Annotated in this window: 18 protein-coding genes; 2 read left to right on the forward strand and 16 right to left on the reverse strand. The window is 59.2% G+C overall.

Annotated features, from left to right (window positions below):
- Nucleotides 1-70: 70 nt before the first annotated feature.
- The 8 genes from menE to LBF07_RS04095 all read right to left on the reverse strand — a co-directional run bounded on the left by menE (nucleotide 71) and on the right by LBF07_RS04095 (nucleotide 7982).
- Nucleotides 71-1432 (reverse strand): o-succinylbenzoate--CoA ligase, encoded by a 1362-nt coding sequence (gene menE / locus LBF07_RS04060; protein WP_094934231.1) that lies wholly within the window; start codon nucleotides 1430-1432, stop codon nucleotides 71-73.
- Nucleotides 1429-2394, reverse strand: a complete 966-nt coding sequence (gene menC, locus LBF07_RS04065; RefSeq protein ID WP_094934232.1) for an o-succinylbenzoate synthase — start codon at nucleotides 2392-2394, stop codon at nucleotides 1429-1431. Before menC ends, menE begins: the two co-directional genes overlap by 4 nt.
- Complete coding sequence (gene menB, locus LBF07_RS04070) at nucleotides 2394-3251, reverse strand: 1,4-dihydroxy-2-naphthoyl-CoA synthase (protein ID WP_023312524.1); 858 nt, start codon at nucleotides 3249-3251, stop codon at nucleotides 2394-2396. Before menB ends, menC begins: the two co-directional genes overlap by 1 nt.
- On the reverse strand, nucleotides 3248-4024 hold the full coding sequence (gene menH / locus LBF07_RS04075; RefSeq protein ID WP_094934233.1) for a 2-succinyl-6-hydroxy-2,4-cyclohexadiene-1-carboxylate synthase: 777 nt from the start codon (nucleotides 4022-4024) through the stop codon (nucleotides 3248-3250). The genes menB and menH overlap by 4 nt, the downstream gene beginning before the upstream one ends.
- A complete protein-coding gene (gene menD, locus LBF07_RS04080; protein ID WP_094934234.1) occupies nucleotides 4021-5691 on the reverse strand; it encodes a 2-succinyl-5-enolpyruvyl-6-hydroxy-3-cyclohexene-1-carboxylic-acid synthase in 1671 nt (556 codons plus the stop codon). The genes menH and menD overlap by 4 nt, the downstream gene beginning before the upstream one ends.
- Before the next feature lie 88 nt (nucleotides 5692-5779).
- Nucleotides 5780-7075 carry an isochorismate synthase MenF gene (gene menF, locus LBF07_RS04085; RefSeq protein ID WP_094934235.1) on the reverse strand — a complete coding sequence of 432 codons (1296 nt, stop codon included), beginning with the start codon at nucleotides 7073-7075 and terminating at the stop codon, nucleotides 5780-5782.
- Between the two features lie 86 nt (nucleotides 7076-7161).
- Complete coding sequence (gene elaB, locus LBF07_RS04090) at nucleotides 7162-7467, reverse strand: stress response protein ElaB (RefSeq protein ID WP_008500219.1); 306 nt, start codon at nucleotides 7465-7467, stop codon at nucleotides 7162-7164.
- 53 nt (nucleotides 7468-7520) lie between these two features.
- The gene (locus LBF07_RS04095) at nucleotides 7521-7982 is read right to left on the reverse strand and encodes a GNAT family N-acetyltransferase (protein ID WP_033146075.1); all 462 of its coding nucleotides are present in this window, start codon (nucleotides 7980-7982) and stop codon (nucleotides 7521-7523) included.
- A 71-nt stretch (nucleotides 7983-8053) separates the two neighbouring features.
- Between LBF07_RS04095 and rbn the strand changes: the two genes are divergently transcribed.
- Together rbn and LBF07_RS04105 are read left to right on the forward strand one after the other, a co-directional pair.
- A complete protein-coding gene (rbn, locus tag LBF07_RS04100; protein WP_045888613.1) occupies nucleotides 8054-8971 on the forward strand; it encodes a ribonuclease BN in 918 nt (305 codons plus the stop codon).
- A gap of 64 nt (nucleotides 8972-9035) precedes the next feature.
- Entirely contained in the window at nucleotides 9036-10040 is a 1005-nt protein-coding gene (locus tag LBF07_RS04105; RefSeq protein ID WP_033146077.1) for a chemotaxis protein, read from the forward strand.
- A gap of 198 nt (nucleotides 10041-10238) precedes the next feature.
- Here LBF07_RS04105 and nuoN read toward each other — a convergent pair whose 3' ends face one another.
- From nuoN to nuoG, 8 genes are all read right to left on the reverse strand, one after another.
- Nucleotides 10239-11696: an NADH-quinone oxidoreductase subunit NuoN gene (gene nuoN / locus LBF07_RS04110; protein WP_224435111.1), complete on the reverse strand. Its 1458-nt coding sequence runs from the start codon at nucleotides 11694-11696 to the stop codon at nucleotides 10239-10241.
- Nucleotides 11697-11702: 6 nt separating this feature from the next.
- Nucleotides 11703-13232 (reverse strand): NADH-quinone oxidoreductase subunit M, encoded by a 1530-nt coding sequence (nuoM, locus tag LBF07_RS04115; protein WP_023312532.1) that lies wholly within the window; start codon nucleotides 13230-13232, stop codon nucleotides 11703-11705.
- A 76-nt stretch (nucleotides 13233-13308) separates the two neighbouring features.
- Nucleotides 13309-15150 (reverse strand): NADH-quinone oxidoreductase subunit L, encoded by a 1842-nt coding sequence (gene nuoL, locus LBF07_RS04120; RefSeq protein ID WP_094934236.1) that lies wholly within the window; start codon nucleotides 15148-15150, stop codon nucleotides 13309-13311.
- On the reverse strand, nucleotides 15147-15449 hold the full coding sequence (nuoK, locus tag LBF07_RS04125) for an NADH-quinone oxidoreductase subunit NuoK (RefSeq protein ID WP_003861496.1): 303 nt from the start codon (nucleotides 15447-15449) through the stop codon (nucleotides 15147-15149). The genes nuoL and nuoK overlap by 4 nt, the downstream gene beginning before the upstream one ends.
- Nucleotides 15446-16000, reverse strand: a complete 555-nt coding sequence (gene nuoJ, locus LBF07_RS04130; protein WP_023312534.1) for an NADH-quinone oxidoreductase subunit J — start codon at nucleotides 15998-16000, stop codon at nucleotides 15446-15448. The genes nuoK and nuoJ overlap by 4 nt, the downstream gene beginning before the upstream one ends.
- A 10-nt stretch (nucleotides 16001-16010) precedes the next feature.
- Nucleotides 16011-16553 (reverse strand): NADH-quinone oxidoreductase subunit NuoI, encoded by a 543-nt coding sequence (gene nuoI, locus LBF07_RS04135; RefSeq protein WP_003861491.1) that lies wholly within the window; start codon nucleotides 16551-16553, stop codon nucleotides 16011-16013.
- Nucleotides 16554-16566: 13 nt separating this feature from the next.
- The gene (gene nuoH / locus LBF07_RS04140; RefSeq protein WP_008500211.1) at nucleotides 16567-17544 is read right to left on the reverse strand and encodes an NADH-quinone oxidoreductase subunit NuoH; all 978 of its coding nucleotides are present in this window, start codon (nucleotides 17542-17544) and stop codon (nucleotides 16567-16569) included.
- The gene (gene nuoG, locus LBF07_RS04145; RefSeq protein WP_126327509.1) at nucleotides 17541-20264 is read right to left on the reverse strand and encodes an NADH-quinone oxidoreductase subunit NuoG; all 2724 of its coding nucleotides are present in this window, start codon (nucleotides 20262-20264) and stop codon (nucleotides 17541-17543) included. The genes nuoH and nuoG overlap by 4 nt, the downstream gene beginning before the upstream one ends.
- Between the last annotated feature and the right edge of the window lies 1 nt (nucleotide 20265).

Below are 20265 nucleotides of genomic sequence, written 5' to 3' on the forward strand. Positions count from 1 at the left end.
CCGGAGTCTCCCGGGGATCAAGCACTCTGCGTGCGGCAGGTCAGTAGATTGTAATTATTTGAAACGGCTATTATCCCTTCAGCGAGGCGTTCACCCACTGCTGCAACGCGCGGCGCGAGACTTTAATGCCGCCATTTTTGAGTTCGGTCGGCAACAGCAGCCAGCGGACGGGTTGTTCAAAACGCGCCACCTTATCCCTGACCCAGTCAGGTAAACAGGTGATATCCGTTCCCGGCTCGCACTCCACCACCGCCACCGGACGCTGTCCAAACTCGGCGTCGTCCAGCGGGACGATAAACACCTGGTTAATCTGCGGATGGCGGGCGATAACGCGCTCAAGGCTTTCCGGCTGGATCCCTTCTCCGCCGCTAAAAAAGAGGTTGTCCATGCGGCCCAGGATCGTCAGGCGGCCGTCATGCCATTCCCCGCGATCGCGGGTAGCGAACCATCCCTGCGCGTTGGTCAGCGGAACCAATTCGCCGTCCCGCCAGTAGCCTGAGGCCATACTCTCTGCCCGGATCCAGACTTCACCGTCAACCACCTGCACCTCTCTGCCCGGCAGCGCATAGCCTACGTCCGGCTCGCCGTCCGCCGCTTTCGCGCAGACGGTAGAGGCAAACTCGGTCAGGCCGTAGCCGCAGAAGGTGTGAATACCCTGCTCGCGCGCCTGCTGCGTCAAGTCAACAGGGATGGCGGCCCCGCCCAGCAGCACCGCTTTCAGTGCAACAGGCTGGTGGATATTAAGCAGACGCCAGAGCTGGGTCGGCACCAGCGAAGCGTGCGTACAGCCGCGCAAAGCCTGCGCCAGCGGCTGTTTCTCGCGCACGGTTAACCGCGCGCCGGCCTGCAGCCAGCGCCATAAAATTCCCTGGCCGGAAACGTGAAACAGCGGCAGCGAAAGCAGCCAGTCGTCGTCTTCGCCGTAGGGCATCAGCGCCAGCACGCCGCGCGCGCTGGCGAGATGGGCGTCGCAGGTATGCACCGCTGCTTTCGGCAGCCCGGTAGAGCCGGAGGTCAGCGTCATCGACGCCAGCCGCGCCGGCTGCCACGCAACGCGATATTCCCCCGCGCGCTCGCGCATGCTCAGGGCAGGAAGACCGTCGCAGGTACCGTCCAGCACCAGCGCAAAGCGCAGCGTCATCTGCGGGAGCAACACGTCCAGCAGCGGGCGAGGCAGCTGCGGATTAACGGGAAGAATACGCGCCCCGCACTGGAGCAACGCCAGCCACGCCAGCAGGGTTCGCGGATGATTATGGGCCAGCAGCAGCACGCCGTTGCCCTCCTCCACGCCCTGCAGGTGAAACTCTGCCGCAAGGCGGTCGACGCGGGCGCACAGCTGTTGCCAGCTGAGCACCTCGTCGTTCAGCCTGAGGGCCGGTTTATCAGCAAACTGCGCGCGCCAGTGCCGCCACGGCCAATCGGTAAAACTCATAACAACGGCTCCAGCGCCGCGACGTTGAGGCACGGCAGCGCGCTGTCCGGCCACCTGCGGATAAGCTGAGCCTGCATCAGGTTCAGCGTGTCGAGGCCAGGGATCGTATCCGGCGTTAGCCAGGCGGCAATGCGCGCCAGCTGGGTCAGCCCAAGGCTGGACTCAATCGACGAGCTGATGACCGCCGTCAGCCCTGAGGCATGCGCTGCCGCGACCTGCTCGCGCACCTTCGCCAGGCTGCCGGTCAGCGTTGGTTTAATCACTACCGCGCTGACGCCGGGCTCGGCGACAAATTCAAAATCGTCCTCGCGCAGGCTTTCATCCCAGGCGATGGCAATCCCCGTTTCGCGGGCGAACGCGCGCGAATCGTCGCGGGTTTTGCACGGTTCTTCGAGGAAGGCAATGCGGCTGCGGTACGCCGGGTTGACGTACTTTGCAAACTGCTGCGCCTTGAGCGGCGTCCAGGCGCGGTTAGCGTCAAGACGCAGATGAAGGTCGGGGATCGCCTCCAGCAGCAGGTTGGCGACCATGCCGTCGCGCACCGCTTCGTAAAGACCGACTTTAATTTTCGCTACTTTCTCGCCCGGCATGGCGGTGAGCAGCGCGAACAGCTCGTCAGGGTCGCCCGTACAGAGCGGTGCCGCACGGTAGTTAGCCTCTTCAGGCAGGCTGCCGTCAAGCTCCGCCAGCGCGCAGCTGATGCCAAAAGCCGCGGAAGGCACGTCCGGCAGCGCCGGATCCGCGCCCTCACGCCACGCGTCCGACCACGCCAGCAATACAGACTGCGCGTCATCCAGCGACTCCAGGCTAAAGCCCGGCAGCGGCGAAATCTCGCCCCAGCCTTCCCGCTCGTCCTGCTGCAGATGCACGAAGAAGCCGTCACGGGTTTTTAACCGCCGTTCACGCAGCACCACGCCCGCGTCCATCGGTATCTGCCAGCGGTAAACCTGCGCGCGACGCATTATGGGTTCCGTTTGTATTTGCTGAAGTCCGGCTGGCGTTTTTCGTTAAACGCGTTGCGCCCTTCCTGACCCTCTTCGGTCATGTAGAACAGCATGGTGGCGTTGCCAGCCAGCTCCTGCAGACCCGCCTGACCGTCACAGTCGGCGTTGAGAGCGGCTTTGAGGCAGCGCAGCGCCATCGGGCTGTTTTGCAGCATTTCGCGGCACCAGCGAACGGTCTCTTTTTCGAGATCGGCAATCGGAACCACGGTATTCACCAGGCCCATATCCAGCGCTTCCTGAGCGTTGTACTGACGGCACAGGAACCAGATTTCACGGGCTTTTTTCTGCCCGACGATGCGCGCCATGTACGAGGCGCCCCAGCCGCCGTCGAAGGATCCCACTTTCGGACCGGTCTGGCCGAAGATGGCATTTTCTGCGGCGATGGTCAGATCGCACATCATGTGCAGCACGTGACCGCCGCCGATGGAGTAGCCCGCCACCATCGCCACCACAGGTTTTGGACAGGTGCGGATCTGGCGCTGGAAATCGAGGACGTTCAGGTGGTGCGTACCCGCATCGTCCTGGTATCCGCCGTAGTCGCCGCGCACTTTCTGATCGCCGCCGGAGCAGAACGCTTTATCGCCTTCGCCGGTCAGGACAATCACGCCGATGTTATCGTCGTAGCGCGCATCCGCCAGAGCCTGAATCATCTCTTTCACGGTCAGCGGACGGAAGGCGTTACGCACCTGCGGGCGGTTGATGGTGATTTTGGCAATGCCGTCGGTGGATTTGTGGTAACGAATGTCGGTGTAGCCTTCGGAGCAGTCCTGCCATTCAACCGGGGCGTAAAGCATGTTTTCATCAGGGTAGATCATAGAGTGTCCTTTATTCGATAACGCAGTATCTGAGCCAGACTCGCGATAACCGCATCGGGGTTTTCCCGGTGGGCGTTGTGTCCGGCGTCTGGAATGGCATGGCGAACGGCGTTCACTTCCGCGGCAAGGGCCGCGAACTTCTCATCCCGTTCGCCATAGAGATAGTCAAAAGAGAAATCGCGTGCGCTAAGCGCGGCACGCAGGTCAGGCTGCACGGCCAGCGAGGTCGTCTCAAGCATCATCGCCAGCGTCGCGCCGTTGTTCTGGCTGCGCAGGGTAATAAGCGCATCGCGCTGGGCGTCCGTGAGGGAGGCGAACACGGGCTGTTGGTACCAGTCAGCGAACACCTTCTCCAGCGGTTCGGTGCGAAAACGCGTTGCCCAGCGGCGGTCGGACGCCAGCCGCGCACTTCGCGCATCGGCATCCTGCAGGCCCGGGTGTCCACCTTCAACAATCACCCCGAGCAGCCCCTTCGGCTGCTGGCAGGCATGAAACATCGCAATGCGGCCGCCGAGGGAGTACCCGATGAGCCACAATTTAAGTATGTTGTAACTAAGAAGGGTTCGGGTGAGCAACGTGCTCATCTCGTCAAACCCCGTCACGCCCAGATTCCGGGATCCACCGTGCCCCGGCAGATCCAGATACAGCCGGGGATAATCGCTGAGCCCTTCACCGACCCTCTGCCACTCGCGGCGGTCGCCGGAAAAACCGTGCAAAAAGACCAGCCAGGGATAGCCCGGTTTGCCAGCCTGCTGCACGCCAGAGAGGATCACAGCTGGCTCACCTGCGCCAGCAGGCTTTGCAGGGCCTGCGCACCGTCAGCCTCGTTCACCACCAGCTCAATCAGCGTCGCGCCCGGCTGTTTCCAGGCGCTGCTTAACGCCGCGTCCAGCTGTTCCCAGCTTTCCGGGCGATGGTATTTCAGGCTAAACATCGCCGCGGCGTGTTCGAACTGCACGTTCTGCGGCATCAGATAGAAGCGCTCGCGCTCGCTCTGCGGCGTTGGCAACAGGGAGAAAATCTGTCCGCCGTTGTTGTTGACCACAATCAGCACAAACGGGGCAGACGCCTGACGCAGCAGCGCCAGCGCGTTAAGATCGTAGAGCGCGGAGAGATCGCCCACGATCGCCAGCGTCGATTTCGCGCTGGCGCGCTGCACGCCCGCCGCCGTGGAGATCAGCCCGTCGATGCCGCTGGCACCGCGGTTGCTGTACACCGGGTAGCCCGCGGGCAGCTTCGAGAAAGCGTCAATCAGCCGCACGACGAGGCTGTTGCCGACAAACAGCTGCCCCTGTTCAGGCAGGTACTGGCGAATGCGGTGCGCCAGCCCGGCTTCGCTAAACGCTTCGCAGTGCGCTTTGGTCAGTTCCCACGCCTGGCGCGAAAGGTCCGGTATAGCCACCGCCCAGGGCTTGCGTTTCTCAGCCGGATGAAGCGTCAGCCAGGCGTCGATACTGCTGACCAGACGACGGCCGCGGTGGTGCGCCGGGTCAAGCCGCCCTTCCAGCGAATCCACCAGCCAGTACTCTTCCGGCGTGCAGGTGGCCTGCCACTGCAGTAACCGTTTGCCGGTCAAACTCGATCCAAGCTGGACCACAATCTGCGCCTGCGCCAGTTCGGTGACAGCTTTCGCGTTACCCAGCCAGAGATCGGCGCACGGCAGCGGCTGACCGGTCTGGGAAAGCACATCGCCAATCAGCGGCCAGCCAAGGGTTTGCGCCCATTCAGCGACCAGCTTGCCTTCGGCGGCGCTCATGCGCCCGGCAATCACCACGCCGCGCTTCTGCCGCCAGAAGAACCAGTCGCGCTGCTTCGCGCTCTCAAGATGCGTCTGCTCGCGCAGCCACGGTTTTTCACTCTGCCACCAGTCGCCGAGGCACTGCTGCCAGTCAAGACCGGTGTCGTCCAGCTCGCCGTAGAGCGGCTCGGCAAACGGGCAGTTGATATGCAGCGCCCCGCTGCGCAACGTCTCCATGGCGTGATCGACAGTGGAGACCAGCCAGCTTGCCGGAATATCCTGGGTGGGACGCGGTAACGAAATCGTCTGCGAAGGATGCGAAGAAAAGAGCCCCGGCTGGCGAATGGCCTGATTGGCGCCGCAGTCGATAAGCTCAGGGGGACGATCGGCCGTCAGTAAGATCAGTCTTTCACCCGTTAACCCGGCTTCTATCAGGGCCGGATAGAGGTTCGCCACGGCGGTACCGGAGGTGACGATCACCGCCACAGGTTCTTTGCTGACTTTCGCCAGACCCAGCGCCAGATGCCCGAGGCCGCGTTCATCAAAGTGGGTGTGGTGAATCAACGCCCGGTTTTCTGCGGCCGCCAGCGTCAGCGGCGTTGAGCGAGAACCCGGTGCAATACACACGTGCCTGACGCCATGGCGCGTCAGGGCTTCAAGGATCACCGCCGCCCAGCGTCGGTTAAAAGAACTTACTGACATGAGATTGTCCGGTATCAAGAATGCGACACAGTATAAATAATAGAAAAAATTGGAATTTTGATATGAATCGGGATTGCGCGAATCTGTATTAATCCCTTAGGAGCAGAGAGCGCAATCCGGCGGCTTTGTTTTCAATCTCCTGCCACTCCTGCTCCGGGTCAGATCCGCTGACAATACCGGCGCCGGCGTAGAGCCGCAGGGAGTCCTCCTGAACGCGCGCGGAGCGCAGCGCCACGCAGAACTCACTCTGTTCGGGGGATAAGTACCCGGCCGAACCGGCATACCACTCGCGGTTAAAGGGTTCAACCTTCTGGATGAACTCGCGCGCGGGCTGTCGGGGTAATCCGGCAACGGCCGCGGTCGGCTGCAACATGAGCAGACACTGCTCGTCGTCGGCCTGTTTCAGCTCGGTCCAGATACAGCGGCGCAAATGCTGCACCTTACGCAGGCGTACCACCTGGGGGGGCAGTACCTCAAGCATCCGCGTAGAGCGCTGAAGACGCTGGCAGATATCTTCCACCACCAGCATATTTTCGCGCTGGTTTTTATCATCGTTCAGCAGCCACTCGCCGAGACGCTGCGCCTGGCTATCATCGATATGGCTGGCGACGGTGCCAGCGAGCGCTTCCGTGCGCAGCAGCTTGCCGCGCCGCCGCCAGAGACGCTCGGGCGTAGAGCCGAGAAACGCGTTGCTGGCATCGAATACCATGCAGAAATGATAGCAATGTAAATTGAGGGCGCGGCTGGCGGCCATCAGCGCGACGGGGTTAACGCGCTGCGTGAACTGAAGATCGGTTGCCCTGGCGAGCACAACCTTTTCAAACTCACCGCGCGCGATGGTCTCCGTCGCCCTGCGGATAAGTTTCAGCCATTCGGCCTGCTGCGGCTGATGGGTTTCGTGCTCAACCTGCACGGAGAGCGGACGGATAGATTTGGCAGGACGAAGCCGCTGTAAAAAATCCAGCGCGGCGCGGGCATCCTCCACAAGCGAGCGGTCGCTCCAGAGCTGCAGGCGCAGCGTGGCGTTGCCGGCGGTACGTCGCCAGAGCAGTCGCGGTAAAAAGAGGCTCCCCTGTTCGGGATTAAAGGCGTTCAGGCCGCAGATGCGAGTATCTTGCGCCGCATTTTGCTCGCGCAAAAACTGCGAGGCTAATGCCAGAGAGGAAAATTGGTTGACCGCCCCCAGCGCGGCCAGCTCTTCATCGCCGTTACGCTGCTGCCAGTAAAACTGCGGATAACACTGCTGCTCGCCCAGCCAGGCGAGGGGATCGAAGGCGTCGTTTAACGGGAAAGAGACGTCGAAATGACGTATACCGGGTGCTGCGGGTAACGCTTGCGATAGCTGGGTACGCAATTGCTCCAGCGCGAGGAAAATCGAATTCACGCGAACCTCTCCCTGTTAAAACCTCATATTATACGGGGTACTGGCCATAAATAGCAGTACCCACGTATAGGGAGTGGTTAAGCGGCTTAACGACGGGCTAACAGCAGCCCCAGCACCAGCCCTACGGCAGCACCCACCCCAATGCCCTGCCACGGTTTTTCATGCACATAATCATCGGCACGATAGACCGCTTTTTTGGCACGGTAGTAGTAAGTATCTGACGCATGGCTGACGCGGTTTTTCACTTCATGCAACGCCTGCTCGGCACGGGCTTTTAGCTCAATATATTTCTGATCGGCAGGGTCGCCCGAGGAACGTAACACCTCTTCCAGCGTTTCGCTCAGCAAGGCCAGGTCGTCGTCGATACGGGTATCCCAGGATTGAAATGACATATTTTTCTCCATGTTAGTACACCAGTCCGCTAACTATAGCCAACGAGATGCCATTACGCCTGTTTCACTTCTCGCGCCATGCCGACGTGCGGAATGCCATCTTCATCGTATACCTCCGTCACTGGCGCAAAGCCAAAGTGCCCGTAAAAGGATTGAAGATGCGCCTGCGCGCCGAGGTATAACGCCTTGTCCGGCCACTGTTTCCGGCACGCCTCCAGCGTTTTTTCCATCAGCTGATAGCCCAGTTTTTCCCCTCGCGCTTTGCCGCTAATGATGACGCGGCCAATGACGACGGGCTCAAAATCGTCTTCGCTTTTCAGAATCCTCGCATACGCCACCAGCTCGTTATCCCGCCAGCCGAGGATATGGCGGTTCTCACCGACAAGGTCATCACCATCGATGTCCTGATACGGGCAGGTCTGTTCCACAACAAACACTTCACAGCGCAGCTTCAGCAGGGCGTAAAGTGAATGAACGGTGAGGTCGCTATGATGTAAATCTTGCCACTGGATCATGTCAGTCTCCTTCCTGGGGTTCATCACGTTATACTAAACCCCTCCCCGTTCGGCAAAGGGCTGATTGCGTTATGGAACTGATTTTTCTGGGTACGTCCGCTGGCGTGCCAACCCGCTCACGAAACGTGACGGCGATCCTGCTGGATCTTAAGCATCCCACCCGCGGCGGGCTGTGGCTGTTTGACTGCGGTGAAGGGACGCAGCATCAGCTGTTACACACCGCTTACCACCCCGGCAAGCTGGATAAAATTTTTATCACCCATCTGCATGGCGACCACCTGTTTGGCCTTCCCGGCCTGCTGTGCAGCCGCTCGATGGCCGGTAACGCCAACCCGCTGACGATTTACGGGCCAGCGGGTATTCGTGAATTTGTCGAAACTACGCTGCGCCTGAGCGGGTCATGGACAGATTATCCGCTGGAGGTCATTGAGATTGCCGAAGGGCTGGTATTCGACGACGGGGATTATCGGGTTACCGCTCAACCGCTCAATCATCCTGTGGAGTGCTATGGCTACCGTATTGATGCGCATGATAAACCCGGCGCGCTGGATGCCGCCGCGCTGATGGCCGACGGCGTAAAACCCGGGCCGCTGTTCCAGCGTCTGAAGCACGGAGAGACCGTCACGCTGGAGGACGGACGCGTCATAAACGGCCAGGATTATCTCGCCGCACCGCAGCCCGGCAAAAAACTGGCGATTTTTGGCGATACGGCCCCGTGCCCGGCGGCGCTCACGCTGGCCCAGGGCGTGGACGTCATGGTGCATGAAGCGACGCTTGAAACGGCGATGGAAGAGAAAGCCAACAGCCGGGGCCATAGCTCCACGCGTCAGGCGGCACAGCTTGCCCGCGACGCGGGCGTCGGGCGGCTCATCGTCACCCACGTCAGCTCGCGCTACGACGCGCGGGGCTGCGAAAAGCTGCTGGCAGAGTGCCGCGCGCTGTTCCCGGAATGTGAGCTGGCCGAAGATTTCGCTCAGGTTAGCGTTTAGTCCTTCATTTTTCCCTCAGGATGCCGATAACGATTAAAAGGTCAGCATTTCTCTCGAGGGTAGAATGGATAATTTCCAGAAAGATATTGATGACAGGGCGAATCTGACCCTGTCGAACCGTTTTGAACTGTTGCTGTTCCGTCTTGGCACCTCTCTGAACGAAAATAAATCCGAGCTGTTTGGCATTAACGTCTTTAAGCTGCGTGAAATTGTGCCGATGCCGGAGTTCACAAAACCCGCTGGGATGAAGTCACCGCTGATGGGAATGGTGAATATTCGCGATCAGGTGATCCCGGTGATTGACCTGGCCGCCGTGGCGGGCTGTAAGCCAACCACCGGGCTGAACATCCTGCTGATCACCGAGTATGCGCGCAGCGTGCAGGCGTTTGCCGTGGAATCGGTTGAGAACATCATGCGTCTGGACTGGAAGCAGGTGCATGCGGCGGAAACCGCCGTCAGCGGTCGCTACATCACCAGCATCGCGTGTCTTGACGAGAAGACCGATACCAACGATCTGGCGATGGTGCTGGACGTTGAGCAGATCCTGTATGACATCACCCCGGCCAATCACGATCTGCACGCCACGAACCTGAAGACCACCAAATTCCATATCAAACCGGGCGCTGTCGCCATCGTCGCGGAAGACTCCAAAGTGGCGCGCTCGATGCTGGAAAAAGGTCTGCAGGCCATGGAGATCCCGGCACAGCTGCATATCACCGGCAAAGACGCGTGGGAAAAAATCGGTGTGCTGGCGGCGCAGGCCCAGGCTGAAGGGGTTCCCATCACCGATAAGATCGCTCTGGTGCTGACCGACCTCGAAATGCCGGAGATGGACGGTTTTACGCTGACGCGCAAAATCAAAACCGACCCGATATTGAAGGACATTCCGGTCGTGATCCACTCTTCCCTTTCCGGCAACGCCAACGAAGACCATATTCGCAAGGTGAAGGCGGACGGGTATGTGGCGAAGTTTGAGCTGAACGAACTGTCGTCGGTGATTGAGGAAGTGCTGGACCGCTCGATGAAGAAGATTGACGGACCGTTGATTAGCCGGAAGCAGCTGGCTTAGTCGGGTGGCGCTACGCTTACCCGACCTACAAAACCCGTAGGCCCTGCAAGCGTAGCGCCGCTGGGCAAACCATAAAAAAACCCGCCGAGGCGGGTTTTTTCGTTACGTGCGGGCTGGTGCCCTCACCCCGTCCCTCTCCCACCGGGAGAGGGCGCAAACATTAAAAAAGGCAACTTTCGTTGCCTTTTTGCTTTCACCTTACATCAGCGGCATCGCGCGCTGCACGATATCAATCAGCGGCTGCGGATAGATACCGAAGATCAGCACCAGCAGTGCGGAGATAAGCACGACGATACCACCGGCGCTGTACTGCCAGTTGGTTGGGGCATCACGATTGAGCTGCTGAGGCGCGCTCAGGTACAGGCTCACGGCCACGCGCAGGTAGTAGTAGAGGCCAATCGCGGAGCCGATAACCACGCCCGCGGTCAGCCACCACAGGTGCGCCTGCACACCGACGGCCAGCACGTAGAACTTACCGATAAAGCCGAGCGTCATCGGGATACCTGCCAGAGAGAGCATCATCACGGTCATTACCGCGGACAGGATCGGACGGTGCCAGAACAGACCACGGTAGGAGAACAGTGAATCGGCATCCGGGCCACGGTACGGGCTGGACATCAGGCTCACCACGCCGAAGGCGCCGAGACTGCTGAACAGGTAACCGGCCAGATACACGCCCACGGTTTCCATCGACATCTCGCCGCTCTGCAGCGCAATCAGCGCCATCATCAGGTAGCCCAGATGAGAGATAGACGAGTAGCCCAGCAGACGCTTGATGTTGGTCTGGCTCAGCGCCATCAGGTTACCGAAGATGATGGAGACGAACGCGATAATGCCCAGCACCACGCGAACCGCTTCGCTGTCACCAACCGGCGCGTACAGGAACAGACGCATGACCACACCGAAGATAGCGATCTTGCTCGCCGTCGCCAGGAAGGTCGACACCGGAGCCGGGGCACCCTGGTATACGTCTGGCGTCCACAGGTGGAACGGCACCAGAGAGAGTTTGAAGCCGAGGCCAACGATCATCATGCCCAGACCCGCCAGCAGCAGCGGCTCATGCAGCATGCCGTCACCGAGGCTCTTGCCGAGCGCCATGAAAGAGAGGTTACCGGACTGTGCGTACAGCAGCGCAATACCAAACAGCAGGAACGAGGACGCAGCAGCAGACAGAATGGTGTACTTGATGCTTGCTTCCAGGGAACGCTTCTGACGGAAGGCGTAACCAATCAGGCCGAACAGCGGCAGAGAGATCAGCTCAATACCGAGGAACAGCGCGGCCAGGTGGTTCGCATTCGCCAGCAGAATGCCGCCCAGCGCGGCAATCAGAACCAGCAGGTAAAACTCTTCTTTGTTGTCGTTGTAGCCTTCGAGCCACGGGTACGCAAAGGTACAGGTTGCCAGGCTCGCCAGCAGCACCAGACCGGTATACAGCATGGCGTAACCGTCAACGCGCATCAGCGGGGTGACGTCCATCGCCCCACCCTGGCCAACAAACCAGAGAGAGACTAACGCGGCGTTCAGGCCGATGACCGACAGCGTGGCATTCAGGAAGTGATTGCGTCGCCACGCAATGGAGAGCATCACAACCACCACCGTCAATCCGACGATCAGCAGCGGTAGCAGCGCGATCAGTTGTTGTGGAGTTATTGTCATGGCGAATTACGGCCTTGTAGTAGAAGCAGAATTAACAAACCACTGCTGGATGTTACCCATCGCGCTATGCGAGGTATCCAGAATCGGCTGCGGGAAGAAGCCCAGCAGCACCAGCAGTACGACCAGCAGCAGGATGATGAATAGCTCACGCAGCGACATCCCCGGCAGTTCTTGTGCAGCAATTTCGCTCTTCGCTTTACCGAAGTAAGCGCGGTGCAGCATCGCCAGCGAGTACACGGAAGCGAACACCAGACCAAAGGTGGAGATCACGGTAATCACCGGTACCACTTTGAAGCTGCCGAACAGAATCATAAATTCGCCGACGAAGTTACCGGTACCCGGCATCCCCAGGGTAGCCACCGCGAAGAACATGGACAGCGCTGGCAGCCATTTAATTTTGCTCCACAGGCCGCCCATCATGCGCATGTCGCGGGTATGCAGACGTTCGTACAGCTGACCGCACAGGATGAAGAGGCCGGCTGCGGACAGACCGTGCGCAATCATCTGGATCACCGCGCCCTGGTACGCCAGCTGGCTGCCGGTGTAGATAGCAATCAGCACGAAGCCCATGTGGGAAACGGATGTGTAGGCAATCAGACGCTTGATGTCGTACTGCGTGAAGGCCATCCAGGCACCGTAGAAGATACCGATCACACCCAGCCACATGGCAATCGGTGCGAACTCAGCGGAGGCATTCGGGAACAGCGGCAGTGCGAAACGCAGCAGACCGTAGGCCGCCGTTTTCAGCAAGATGCCCGCCAGGTCAACGGAACCCGCCGTTGGTGCCTGAGAGTGCGCGTCTGGCAGCCAGCCGTGCAGCGGAACAACCGGCATTTTCACCGCGAACGCGATGAAGAAGCCCAGCATCAGCAGGTATTCAACGCCGTGGGACATTGGCGTTTTCAGCAGATCTTCGTAGTTGAAGGTCCAGGTTCCGGTCGCATTGTGGTGAACAAACACCAGCGCCAGAATGGCAATCAACATCACCAGACCACTCGCCTGGGTATAGATGAAGAACTTGGTTGCCGCCGTGATACGCGTTTTACCGTCGGACGCCTTGTGGCCCCACAGCGCGATCAGGAAGTACATCGGCACCAGCATCATCTCCCAGAAGAAGAAGAACAGGAACATGTCGATGGCAAGGAACACGCCGATCACGCCGCCCAGGATCCACATCAGGTTCAGGTGGAAGAAGCCCTGGTATTTTTCGATTTCTCGCCAGGAGCAAAGTACCGCCAGAACGCCGAGCAGACCGGTCAGCACCACCATCAGCAGCGACAGACCGTCAATCGCCAGGTGGATCGTAATGCCGAAACGCGGGATCCACGGCAGGATGAACTCAGACTGCCACTGCGGAATGCCCGCAGACTGGGTCAGTGAGTAACCGCCCTGCAACCACAGTTGCAGGCCAAGCGCGAGCGTCAATCCCATGGTGATCAGCGCGATCCAGCGCGGCATCTTCACGCCAAAGCGTTCAGTCTGCCAGCACAGGAAGCCGCCGATGAAGGGAATTAATATTAGCCAGGGTAGTAACATGGCGATTTACATTCCTTTTTAAGGCCCCCAGCAGGGGCCTGATTTTCAACGAATTCGAATAAAATTCACTTAACGATCAACGCAACACCATCAGCAGCGCCAGCACGACAACCGCACCTATGCTCATGGACGCCACATACCAGCGCAGGTAACCGTTCTCGCTGTACAGCAGGCCTTTACCTGCAAAGCGGGAAAGGATCGCCGGGATATTCATCAGGCTGTTCAGTGGGTCGCGCTTCAGCAGCCACGCAATGCCCAGGAACGGCTTAACGAAGATCATGTCGTACAGCCAGTCGAAGCCCCACGCGTTGTACCACCAGGTGCCCAGCAGACGGCCCGGCGCACTGTTGGCAACGGCAGTCACCAGCGTACGTTTGCCCAGCCACAGCCATGCTGCAATCAGGATGCCCGCGATAGCGACCACACCGGAGGTGATTTCAAGCGTCAGAACGCGACCGTGCTCAAGCTCGGTGGTGTCTGGCAGTACGCCCTTCAGCGGTGGCACAATCATCGCGCCAACGAAGGTGGACAGTACCAGCAGCACAATCAGCGGCAGGTGGTGGGTGATCCCCTTCCCTGCGTGAGCGTGAATTTGTTCTTTACCGTGGAATACGATGAAAATCATACGGAAGGTATACAGGGAGGTCATGAACGCACCGACCAGACCCGCAACCATCAGATTGATATGACCATTCGCCATGGCACCCGCAAGGATTTCGTCCTTACTGAAGAAGCCCGCGGTGATCAGCGGCAGTGCCGCCAGCGCCGCGCCGCCCACCAGGAAGCAGACATACACCAGCGGAATGGACTTACGCAGTCCGCCCATCTTGAAGATGTTCTGCTCGTGATGGCAGGCCAGGATCACGGAACCGGATGAGAGGAACAGCAGCGCTTTAAAGAACGCGTGCGTCATCAGGTGGAAAATGGCTGCGTCCCACGCCTGAACGCCCAGCGCCAGGAACATGTAACCAATCTGGCTCATTGTGGAATACGCGAGAACGCGTTTGATGTCGGTCTGCACCAGCGCGGCAAAGCCTGCCAGCACCAGCGTGACCGCACCGACGATACCCACCAGATGCAGAATTTCCGGGGTCATCAGGAACAGGCCATGGGTACGCGCAATCAGGTAGACACCGGCGGTTACCATGGTCGCGGCGTGGATCAGCGCGGAGACAGGGGTTGGACCCGCCATCGCGTCGGCCAGCCAGGTCTGCAACGGCAGCTGCGCGGATTTACCCACGGCGCCACCCAGCAGCATCAGCGTTGCCCACCACAGCATGTTGTTGCCAGCAGCGAAGTGCGCCGGTGCCAGTTCCACCATTTCGCGGAAGTTCAGCGTGCCCAGTTCGTTGTAAAGAATGAACAGCGCGAAAGCGAGGAAGACGTCACCCACGCGGGTCACGACGAACGCTTTCATGGCCGCTGCGCCATTCTTCGGATCGGTGTAGTAGAAACCGATCAGCAGGTAAGAACACAGACCTACGCCTTCCCAGCCCAGATACATCAGCAGCAGGTTATCGGCCAGCACCAGAACAACCATGCTGGCGATAAACAGGTTGGTGTAGGCGAAGAAGCGGGAGTAACCCTCTTCACCGCGCATATACCAGGAGGCGAACATGTGGATCAGGAAGCCCACGCCGGTGACCACGGAGAGCATGGTCAGCGAGAGGCCGTCCAGCACCAGGTTGAAGCCGATATTGAAATCACCGACCGACATCCAGGTCCACAGCGGCACGCTGAAAGGCTGACGCCCGTTGTTAAAGAAGTCGATACCCGCATACGCCGTCACCAGCGCAGCCAGACCGATGGAGCCAATGCCCACGGTCGCAGACAAATTCTCAGACCAGCGGCCGCGAGAAAACGCCAGCAGCACGAAGCCAATCAGCGGAAAAATAATGGTTAAGGCAAGCATGTTCATCCACGCAACTCACTTACTGAATCGATGTTCAGGTTCTGGCGGCGACGATGGAGCTGCAGCAACAGCGCCAGGCCAATACTCGCTTCGGCAGCCGCGAGGCTGATGGCGAGAATGTACATCACCTGACCATCGGTCTGGCCCCAGTAGCTTCCGGCGACCACGAAGGCCAGCGCGGAGGCGTTAATCATGATTTCCAGACCGATCAGCATAAACAGCAGATTGCGGCGGATAACCAGACCGGTCAGACCCAGAACGAATAAAATCGCAGCGAGGATCAGTCCATGTGTTAAGGGGATCATGCGCGCTCCTCCGTTTTTCTTTTCGCGCGGTCGTCAGTGCGGTTGCTCAGCACCTCGCCAGCACGCTCTTCGCGGCCAACGTGGAAAGCAACAACCAGACCTGCCAGCAGCAGCATTGAGGCCAGTTCAACCGCCAGAACGTATGGGCCAAAGAGGGTAATACCGACCTCTTTAGCGCCGATCGGCGTGCCGTCGATGCCCTGATCGTTGACGCCCAGAATGGCGTAAACAATCACCGCCAGCATGATGGCCGACAAAATTGCCGGGCCAATCCACACCTGCGGTTTTAACCACTGACGTTCCTGCTCAATTTCAGAGCCGCCCAGGTTCAGCATCATCACCACGAACACGAACAGCACCATGATGGCCCCGGCGTAGACGATGATTTCCAGCGCACCGGCGAAGTGCGCGCCCAGTGCGAAGAACACCCCGGAAATGGCCAGCAGCGAGATGATTAAGTACAGCAGCGCATGCACCGGATTGGTGTGCGTAATCACTCGCAGCGTAGCCAGGATGGCGATAAGGCCACAGATATAAAAAGCGAATTCCATTGCCCTCTCCTTACGGTAACAGGCTCTTGACGTCGATAGGCTTAGCTTCGTTCTCTGCTTCGCCCTTATCTTTGCCGTCGATTGCCATACCCGCCATCCGGTAGAAGTTATATTCCGGGTATTTGCCCGGACCGGAAATCAGCAGATCCTCTTTCTCGTACACCAGGTCCTGACGCTTGTACTCACCCAGCTCGAAGTCTGGAGTCAGCTGAATCGCCGTGGTTGGGCACGCTTCTTCACACAGACCGCAGAAGATGCAGCGTGAGAAGTTGATGCGGAAGAACTCAGGGTACCAGCGGCCGTCTACCGTCTCTGCTTTCTGCAGAGAGATACAGCCGACCGGACACGCTACCGCACACAGGTTACAGGCAACGCAGCGCTCGGAACCGTCCGGGTCGCGCGTCAGCACGATACGGCCACGGTAGCGCGGCGGCAGATATACCGGCTCTTCCGGGTACATCCGGGTTTCGCGTTTGGCAAACGCGTGCAGGCCGATCATCCAGATACTGCGTACCTGGGTACCAAAGCCTACCAGTAATTCTTTTAAGGTCATGGTCTATAGCCCCTTATGGCTGCTGCCAGAGAATGACAGCCGCCGTTACCAACAAGTTGACGAGCGTCAGCGGCAGGCACACTTTCCAGCCGAAGGACATTACCTGGTCATAACGCGGACGCGGTAACGCTGCGCGAATCAAAATGAACATCATCATGAAGAACGCGGTTTTCAGCGCGAACCAGATGAACGGCGGTAAGAACGGGCCATGCCAGCCACCGAAGAACAGCGTTACCATCAACGCGGAAATGGTGACGATACCGATGTACTCGCCCACGAAGAACAGACCGAATTTCATACCGGAATATTCGATGTGGTAACCGTCGGCCAGTTCCTGTTCGGCTTCTGGCTGGTCAAACGGGTGACGGTGACACACCGCCACGCCCGCGATAGCAAAGGTAATAAACCCAAAGAACTGCGGGATAACGTTCCAGATGTCGGCCTGGTTATTGACGATGTCGGTCATGTTGAATGAACCGGCCTGCGCCACCACGCCCATCAGGGAGAGCCCCAGGAACACTTCGTAGCTCAGCGTCTGCGCGGAAGCACGCATCGCACCCAGCAGCGAGTATTTGTTGTTACTGGACCAGCCTGCGAACAGCACCGCGTACACCGCGAGGCCTGCCATCATCAGGAAGAACAGAATGCCGATGTTCAGGTCAGCGACTACCCAGGTCGGGCTGACCGGAACGATAGCAAACGCCAGCAGCAGCGAGGTGAAGGCGATCATCGGTGCCAGAGTAAAGATCACGCGGTCCGAGAAGCGCGGGATCCAGTCCTCTTTAAAGAACATCTTGATCATGTCCGCGACCAGCTGGAGTGAACCACCCCAGCCCACGCGGTTCGGTCCGTAACGGTTCTGGAACAGACCGAGCAGACGACGTTCACCAAAGCTCATGAACGCGCCGCAGGTGACCACCACCAGCAGGATAACAATCGCTTTCAGAATGCTCAGCAGGATGTCGATAAGATCCGGCGTTAACCAACTCATGCTTTTGCCTCCTGCAGATTATCAAGACGCGCACCCGCCAGAACCGGCGCGATGCCAGGCATACCCATCGGCAGACCCACCTGCCCTGCTGTCAGACCTTCGGAGATAATCAGCGGCAGGCTGATTGTCTGGCCGTCATAGCTAAAGGCGATGTTCGCGCCCGCGTTTACGCCAAGCTTCGCGGCATCCGCCGGGTTGAGCTTGATGTAAGGCTGCGGCATACGGGTCTGGAAGACAGGCGAACGCTGAGACAGCTCGTCGCTACCGAACAGATGGTAGTACGGCGCGATACGCCAGCTGCCATCCTGCGCCTGGAAGCTTGCCGGTACGGCGGTGAAGAAGTCCAGACCGGTTTCGGAGGCTTCAATCAGACGCACGCCCGGATCGCCGTGACGCAGGGAGCCACCCACTTCAGCCTGGAACTTGTTCCATGCCTGCGGGGAGTTCCAGCCCGGCGCCCATGCGAATGGGATTTGCGAACGCGGCGCAGACGGCTGGTTGTTCCCTTCCATAGAGAAGGCGAACATGGTGTCTTTATCCTGCGGCTGGCGCGGTTCGTGCACGCTGATATTGGCGCGCATCGCGGTACGGCCGCTGTAACGGTGCGGTTCACGCGCCAGTTTCTGGCCGCGAATGCGGAAGCTTGCTTCAGGTGCGGCATCTTTAATGCCTGCCAGCTGAGGCAGTTTTTCCACTACCGCGTCGATAACGTGGTCGAGCTGCGTCCAGTCCACTTCACGGCTCTGCACGGTGCTGTGCAGGGAGTGCAGCCAGCGCCAGCTTTCCAGCATCACGGTGTTGCTGTCGTAGTACGCCGGGTCATAAACCTGGAAGAAACGCTGGGCGCGACCTTCGTTGTTGATAACGGTACCGTCGCTTTCTGCGAAGCTTGCCGCAGAGAGCACCAGGTGCGCTTTGTCCATGATCGCGGTGCGCTGATGGTCAATGACCATCACCAGCGGCGCTTTGGAGAGCGCGGCGTCAACGCGAGCGGCAGAGGCGTGGCGATGCAGATCGTTTTCCAGCACCACAACGGCGTCAGCGGCACCGGACTCCAGTTCGCTTAACGCTGCTTCCAGCGAGCCGCCGCCGATCATGCCCAGACCAATGCTGTTCACCGCACGGGCAATCATGGTCACACCGACATCCGCACCGCGGCCTTTCAGGGCTTTAGCAACGTTGGCTGCCGCCTGAATGATCTCCGCGCTGCCGGCGTTGGTACCGGAAATAATCAGCGGTTTTTTCGCACCCGCCAGGGCCTGAACAATCACGTCAACCTTGTTCTGCAGGTCACGATCCAGTTCAACGGCCGGCGAGCTGCTGTCCAGCGCGTGGGCAATGGCAAAGCCGAGGCGCGCCTGATCTTCAACCGGCGCGCAGTAGGTCCACGCCGCGATATCGTCCAGACGGGTGTTGTCGACGTTGGTCACAAACAGAGGATGCTTCGCGCGCTGGCCGATGTTGAGGATCGCCGCAATCTGCCAGTCAGCCACTTTCTGCGCCGCTGCCATTTCACGTGCTTTCCCCTTCACCGCCTGACGAACCGCCAGAGCCGCGCGTGCGCCCGTCTGCGTCAGGTCTTCACCCAGCACCAGGACCGCATCATAAGATTCGATTTCGCGCAGCGCAGGGGTATGAATACCGCCTTCACGCAGCACTTTCAGTACCAGCTGCAGACGTTCCTGCTCGCCCTGGGCGATACCGGTATAGAAGTTTTCCGCGCCAACCAGCTCGCGCAGCGCAAAGTTGCTTTCGATGCTGGCGCGCGGGGAGCCGATACCGATCACTTTCTTCGACTGGCGCAGAATATCTGCCGCGCCCTGCATCGCCTGTTCAGCGTTCAGGGTAATGAAGTCGTCGCCACGGCGCTGAACCGGCTGACGCGGACGGTCTTTCAGGTTCACATAGCCATAGCCGAAACGACCGCGGTCGCAGAGGAAGTAGTGGTTAACGGTGCCGTTGTAACGGTTTTCGATACGACGCAGCTCGCCGTAACGCTCACCCGGGCTGGTGTTACAGCCGAGGGAACACTGCTGGCAGATGCTTGGCGCAAACTGCATGTCCCATTTGCGGTTGTAACGCTCGGAGTGAGTTTTATCCGTGAATACACCGGTCGGGCAGATTTCTACCAGGTTACCGGAGAATTCGCTTTCAAGCGTACCGTCTTCCGGACGACCGAAGTAGACGTTATCGTGCGCGCCATATACGCCCAGATCCTGACCGTCTGCGTAGTCTTTGTAGTAACGCACGCAGCGGTAGCAGGCGATGCAGCGGTTCATTTCGTGAGAGATGAACGGCCCCAGGTCCTGGTTACGGTGGGTACGCTTGGTAAAGCGATAGCGACGGAAGCTGTGGCCGGTCATCACGGTCATATCCTGAAGGTGGCAGTTACCGCCCTCTTCACAGACCGGACAGTCGTGCGGGTGGTTGGTCATCAACCATTCCACAACGCTTTCGCGGAACTGTTTCGCTTCTTCGTCATCAATCGAAATAAAAGTGCCTTCGGTGGCTGGCGTCATACAGGACATCACCAGGCGACCACGCGTGTCTTCCGCGTTTTGATATTGCTTCACCGCACACTGGCGGCAAGCACCGACGCTGCCCAGCGCCGGATGCCAGCAAAAGTACGGAATATCGAGGCCAAGAGACAGACAAGCTTCCAGCAGGTTGTCCGCCCCGTTGACTTCGTATTCTTTGCCGTCTACATGAATCGTAGCCATT

The organism is Enterobacter cloacae complex sp. ECL352 (genome assembly GCF_020149545.1).
Lineage (GTDB): Bacteria > Pseudomonadota > Gammaproteobacteria > Enterobacterales > Enterobacteriaceae > Enterobacter > Enterobacter asburiae_B.

Excerpts from the sequence above, each read along its gene's own strand:
- nuoJ (WP_023312534.1), bottom strand. The coding sequence starts at position 16,000 with ATGGAATTCGCTTTTTATATCTGTGGCCTTATCGCCATCCTGGCTACG.
- nuoL (WP_094934236.1), bottom strand. The coding sequence starts at position 15,150 with ATGAACATGCTTGCCTTAACCATTATTTTTCCGCTGATTGGCTTCGTG.
- nuoM (WP_023312532.1), bottom strand. The coding sequence starts at position 13,232 with ATGTTACTACCCTGGCTAATATTAATTCCCTTCATCGGCGGCTTCCTG.
- menC (WP_094934232.1), bottom strand. The coding sequence starts at position 2,394 with ATGCGTCGCGCGCAGGTTTACCGCTGGCAGATACCGATGGACGCGGGC.
- elaB (WP_008500219.1), bottom strand. The coding sequence starts at position 7,467 with ATGTCATTTCAATCCTGGGATACCCGTATCGACGACGACCTGGCCTTG.
- LBF07_RS04105 (WP_033146077.1), top strand. The coding sequence starts at position 9,036 with ATGGATAATTTCCAGAAAGATATTGATGACAGGGCGAATCTGACCCTG.
- nuoN (WP_224435111.1), bottom strand. The coding sequence starts at position 11,696 with ATGACAATAACTCCACAACAACTGATCGCGCTGCTACCGCTGCTGATC.
- menE (WP_094934231.1), bottom strand. The coding sequence starts at position 1,432 with ATGAGTTTTACCGATTGGCCGTGGCGGCACTGGCGCGCGCAGTTTGCT.
- nuoI (WP_003861491.1), bottom strand. The coding sequence starts at position 16,553 with ATGACCTTAAAAGAATTACTGGTAGGCTTTGGTACCCAGGTACGCAGT.
- menB (WP_023312524.1), bottom strand. The coding sequence starts at position 3,251 with ATGATCTACCCTGATGAAAACATGCTTTACGCCCCGGTTGAATGGCAG.
- nuoK (WP_003861496.1), bottom strand. The coding sequence starts at position 15,449 with ATGATCCCCTTAACACATGGACTGATCCTCGCTGCGATTTTATTCGTT.
- menD (WP_094934234.1), bottom strand. The coding sequence starts at position 5,691 with ATGTCAGTAAGTTCTTTTAACCGACGCTGGGCGGCGGTGATCCTTGAA.
- nuoH (WP_008500211.1), bottom strand. The coding sequence starts at position 17,544 with ATGAGTTGGTTAACGCCGGATCTTATCGACATCCTGCTGAGCATTCTG.
- rbn (WP_045888613.1), top strand. The coding sequence starts at position 8,054 with ATGGAACTGATTTTTCTGGGTACGTCCGCTGGCGTGCCAACCCGCTCA.
- LBF07_RS04095 (WP_033146075.1), bottom strand. The coding sequence starts at position 7,982 with ATGATCCAGTGGCAAGATTTACATCATAGCGACCTCACCGTTCATTCA.
- nuoG (WP_126327509.1), bottom strand. The coding sequence starts at position 20,264 with ATGGCTACGATTCATGTAGACGGCAAAGAATACGAAGTCAACGGGGCG.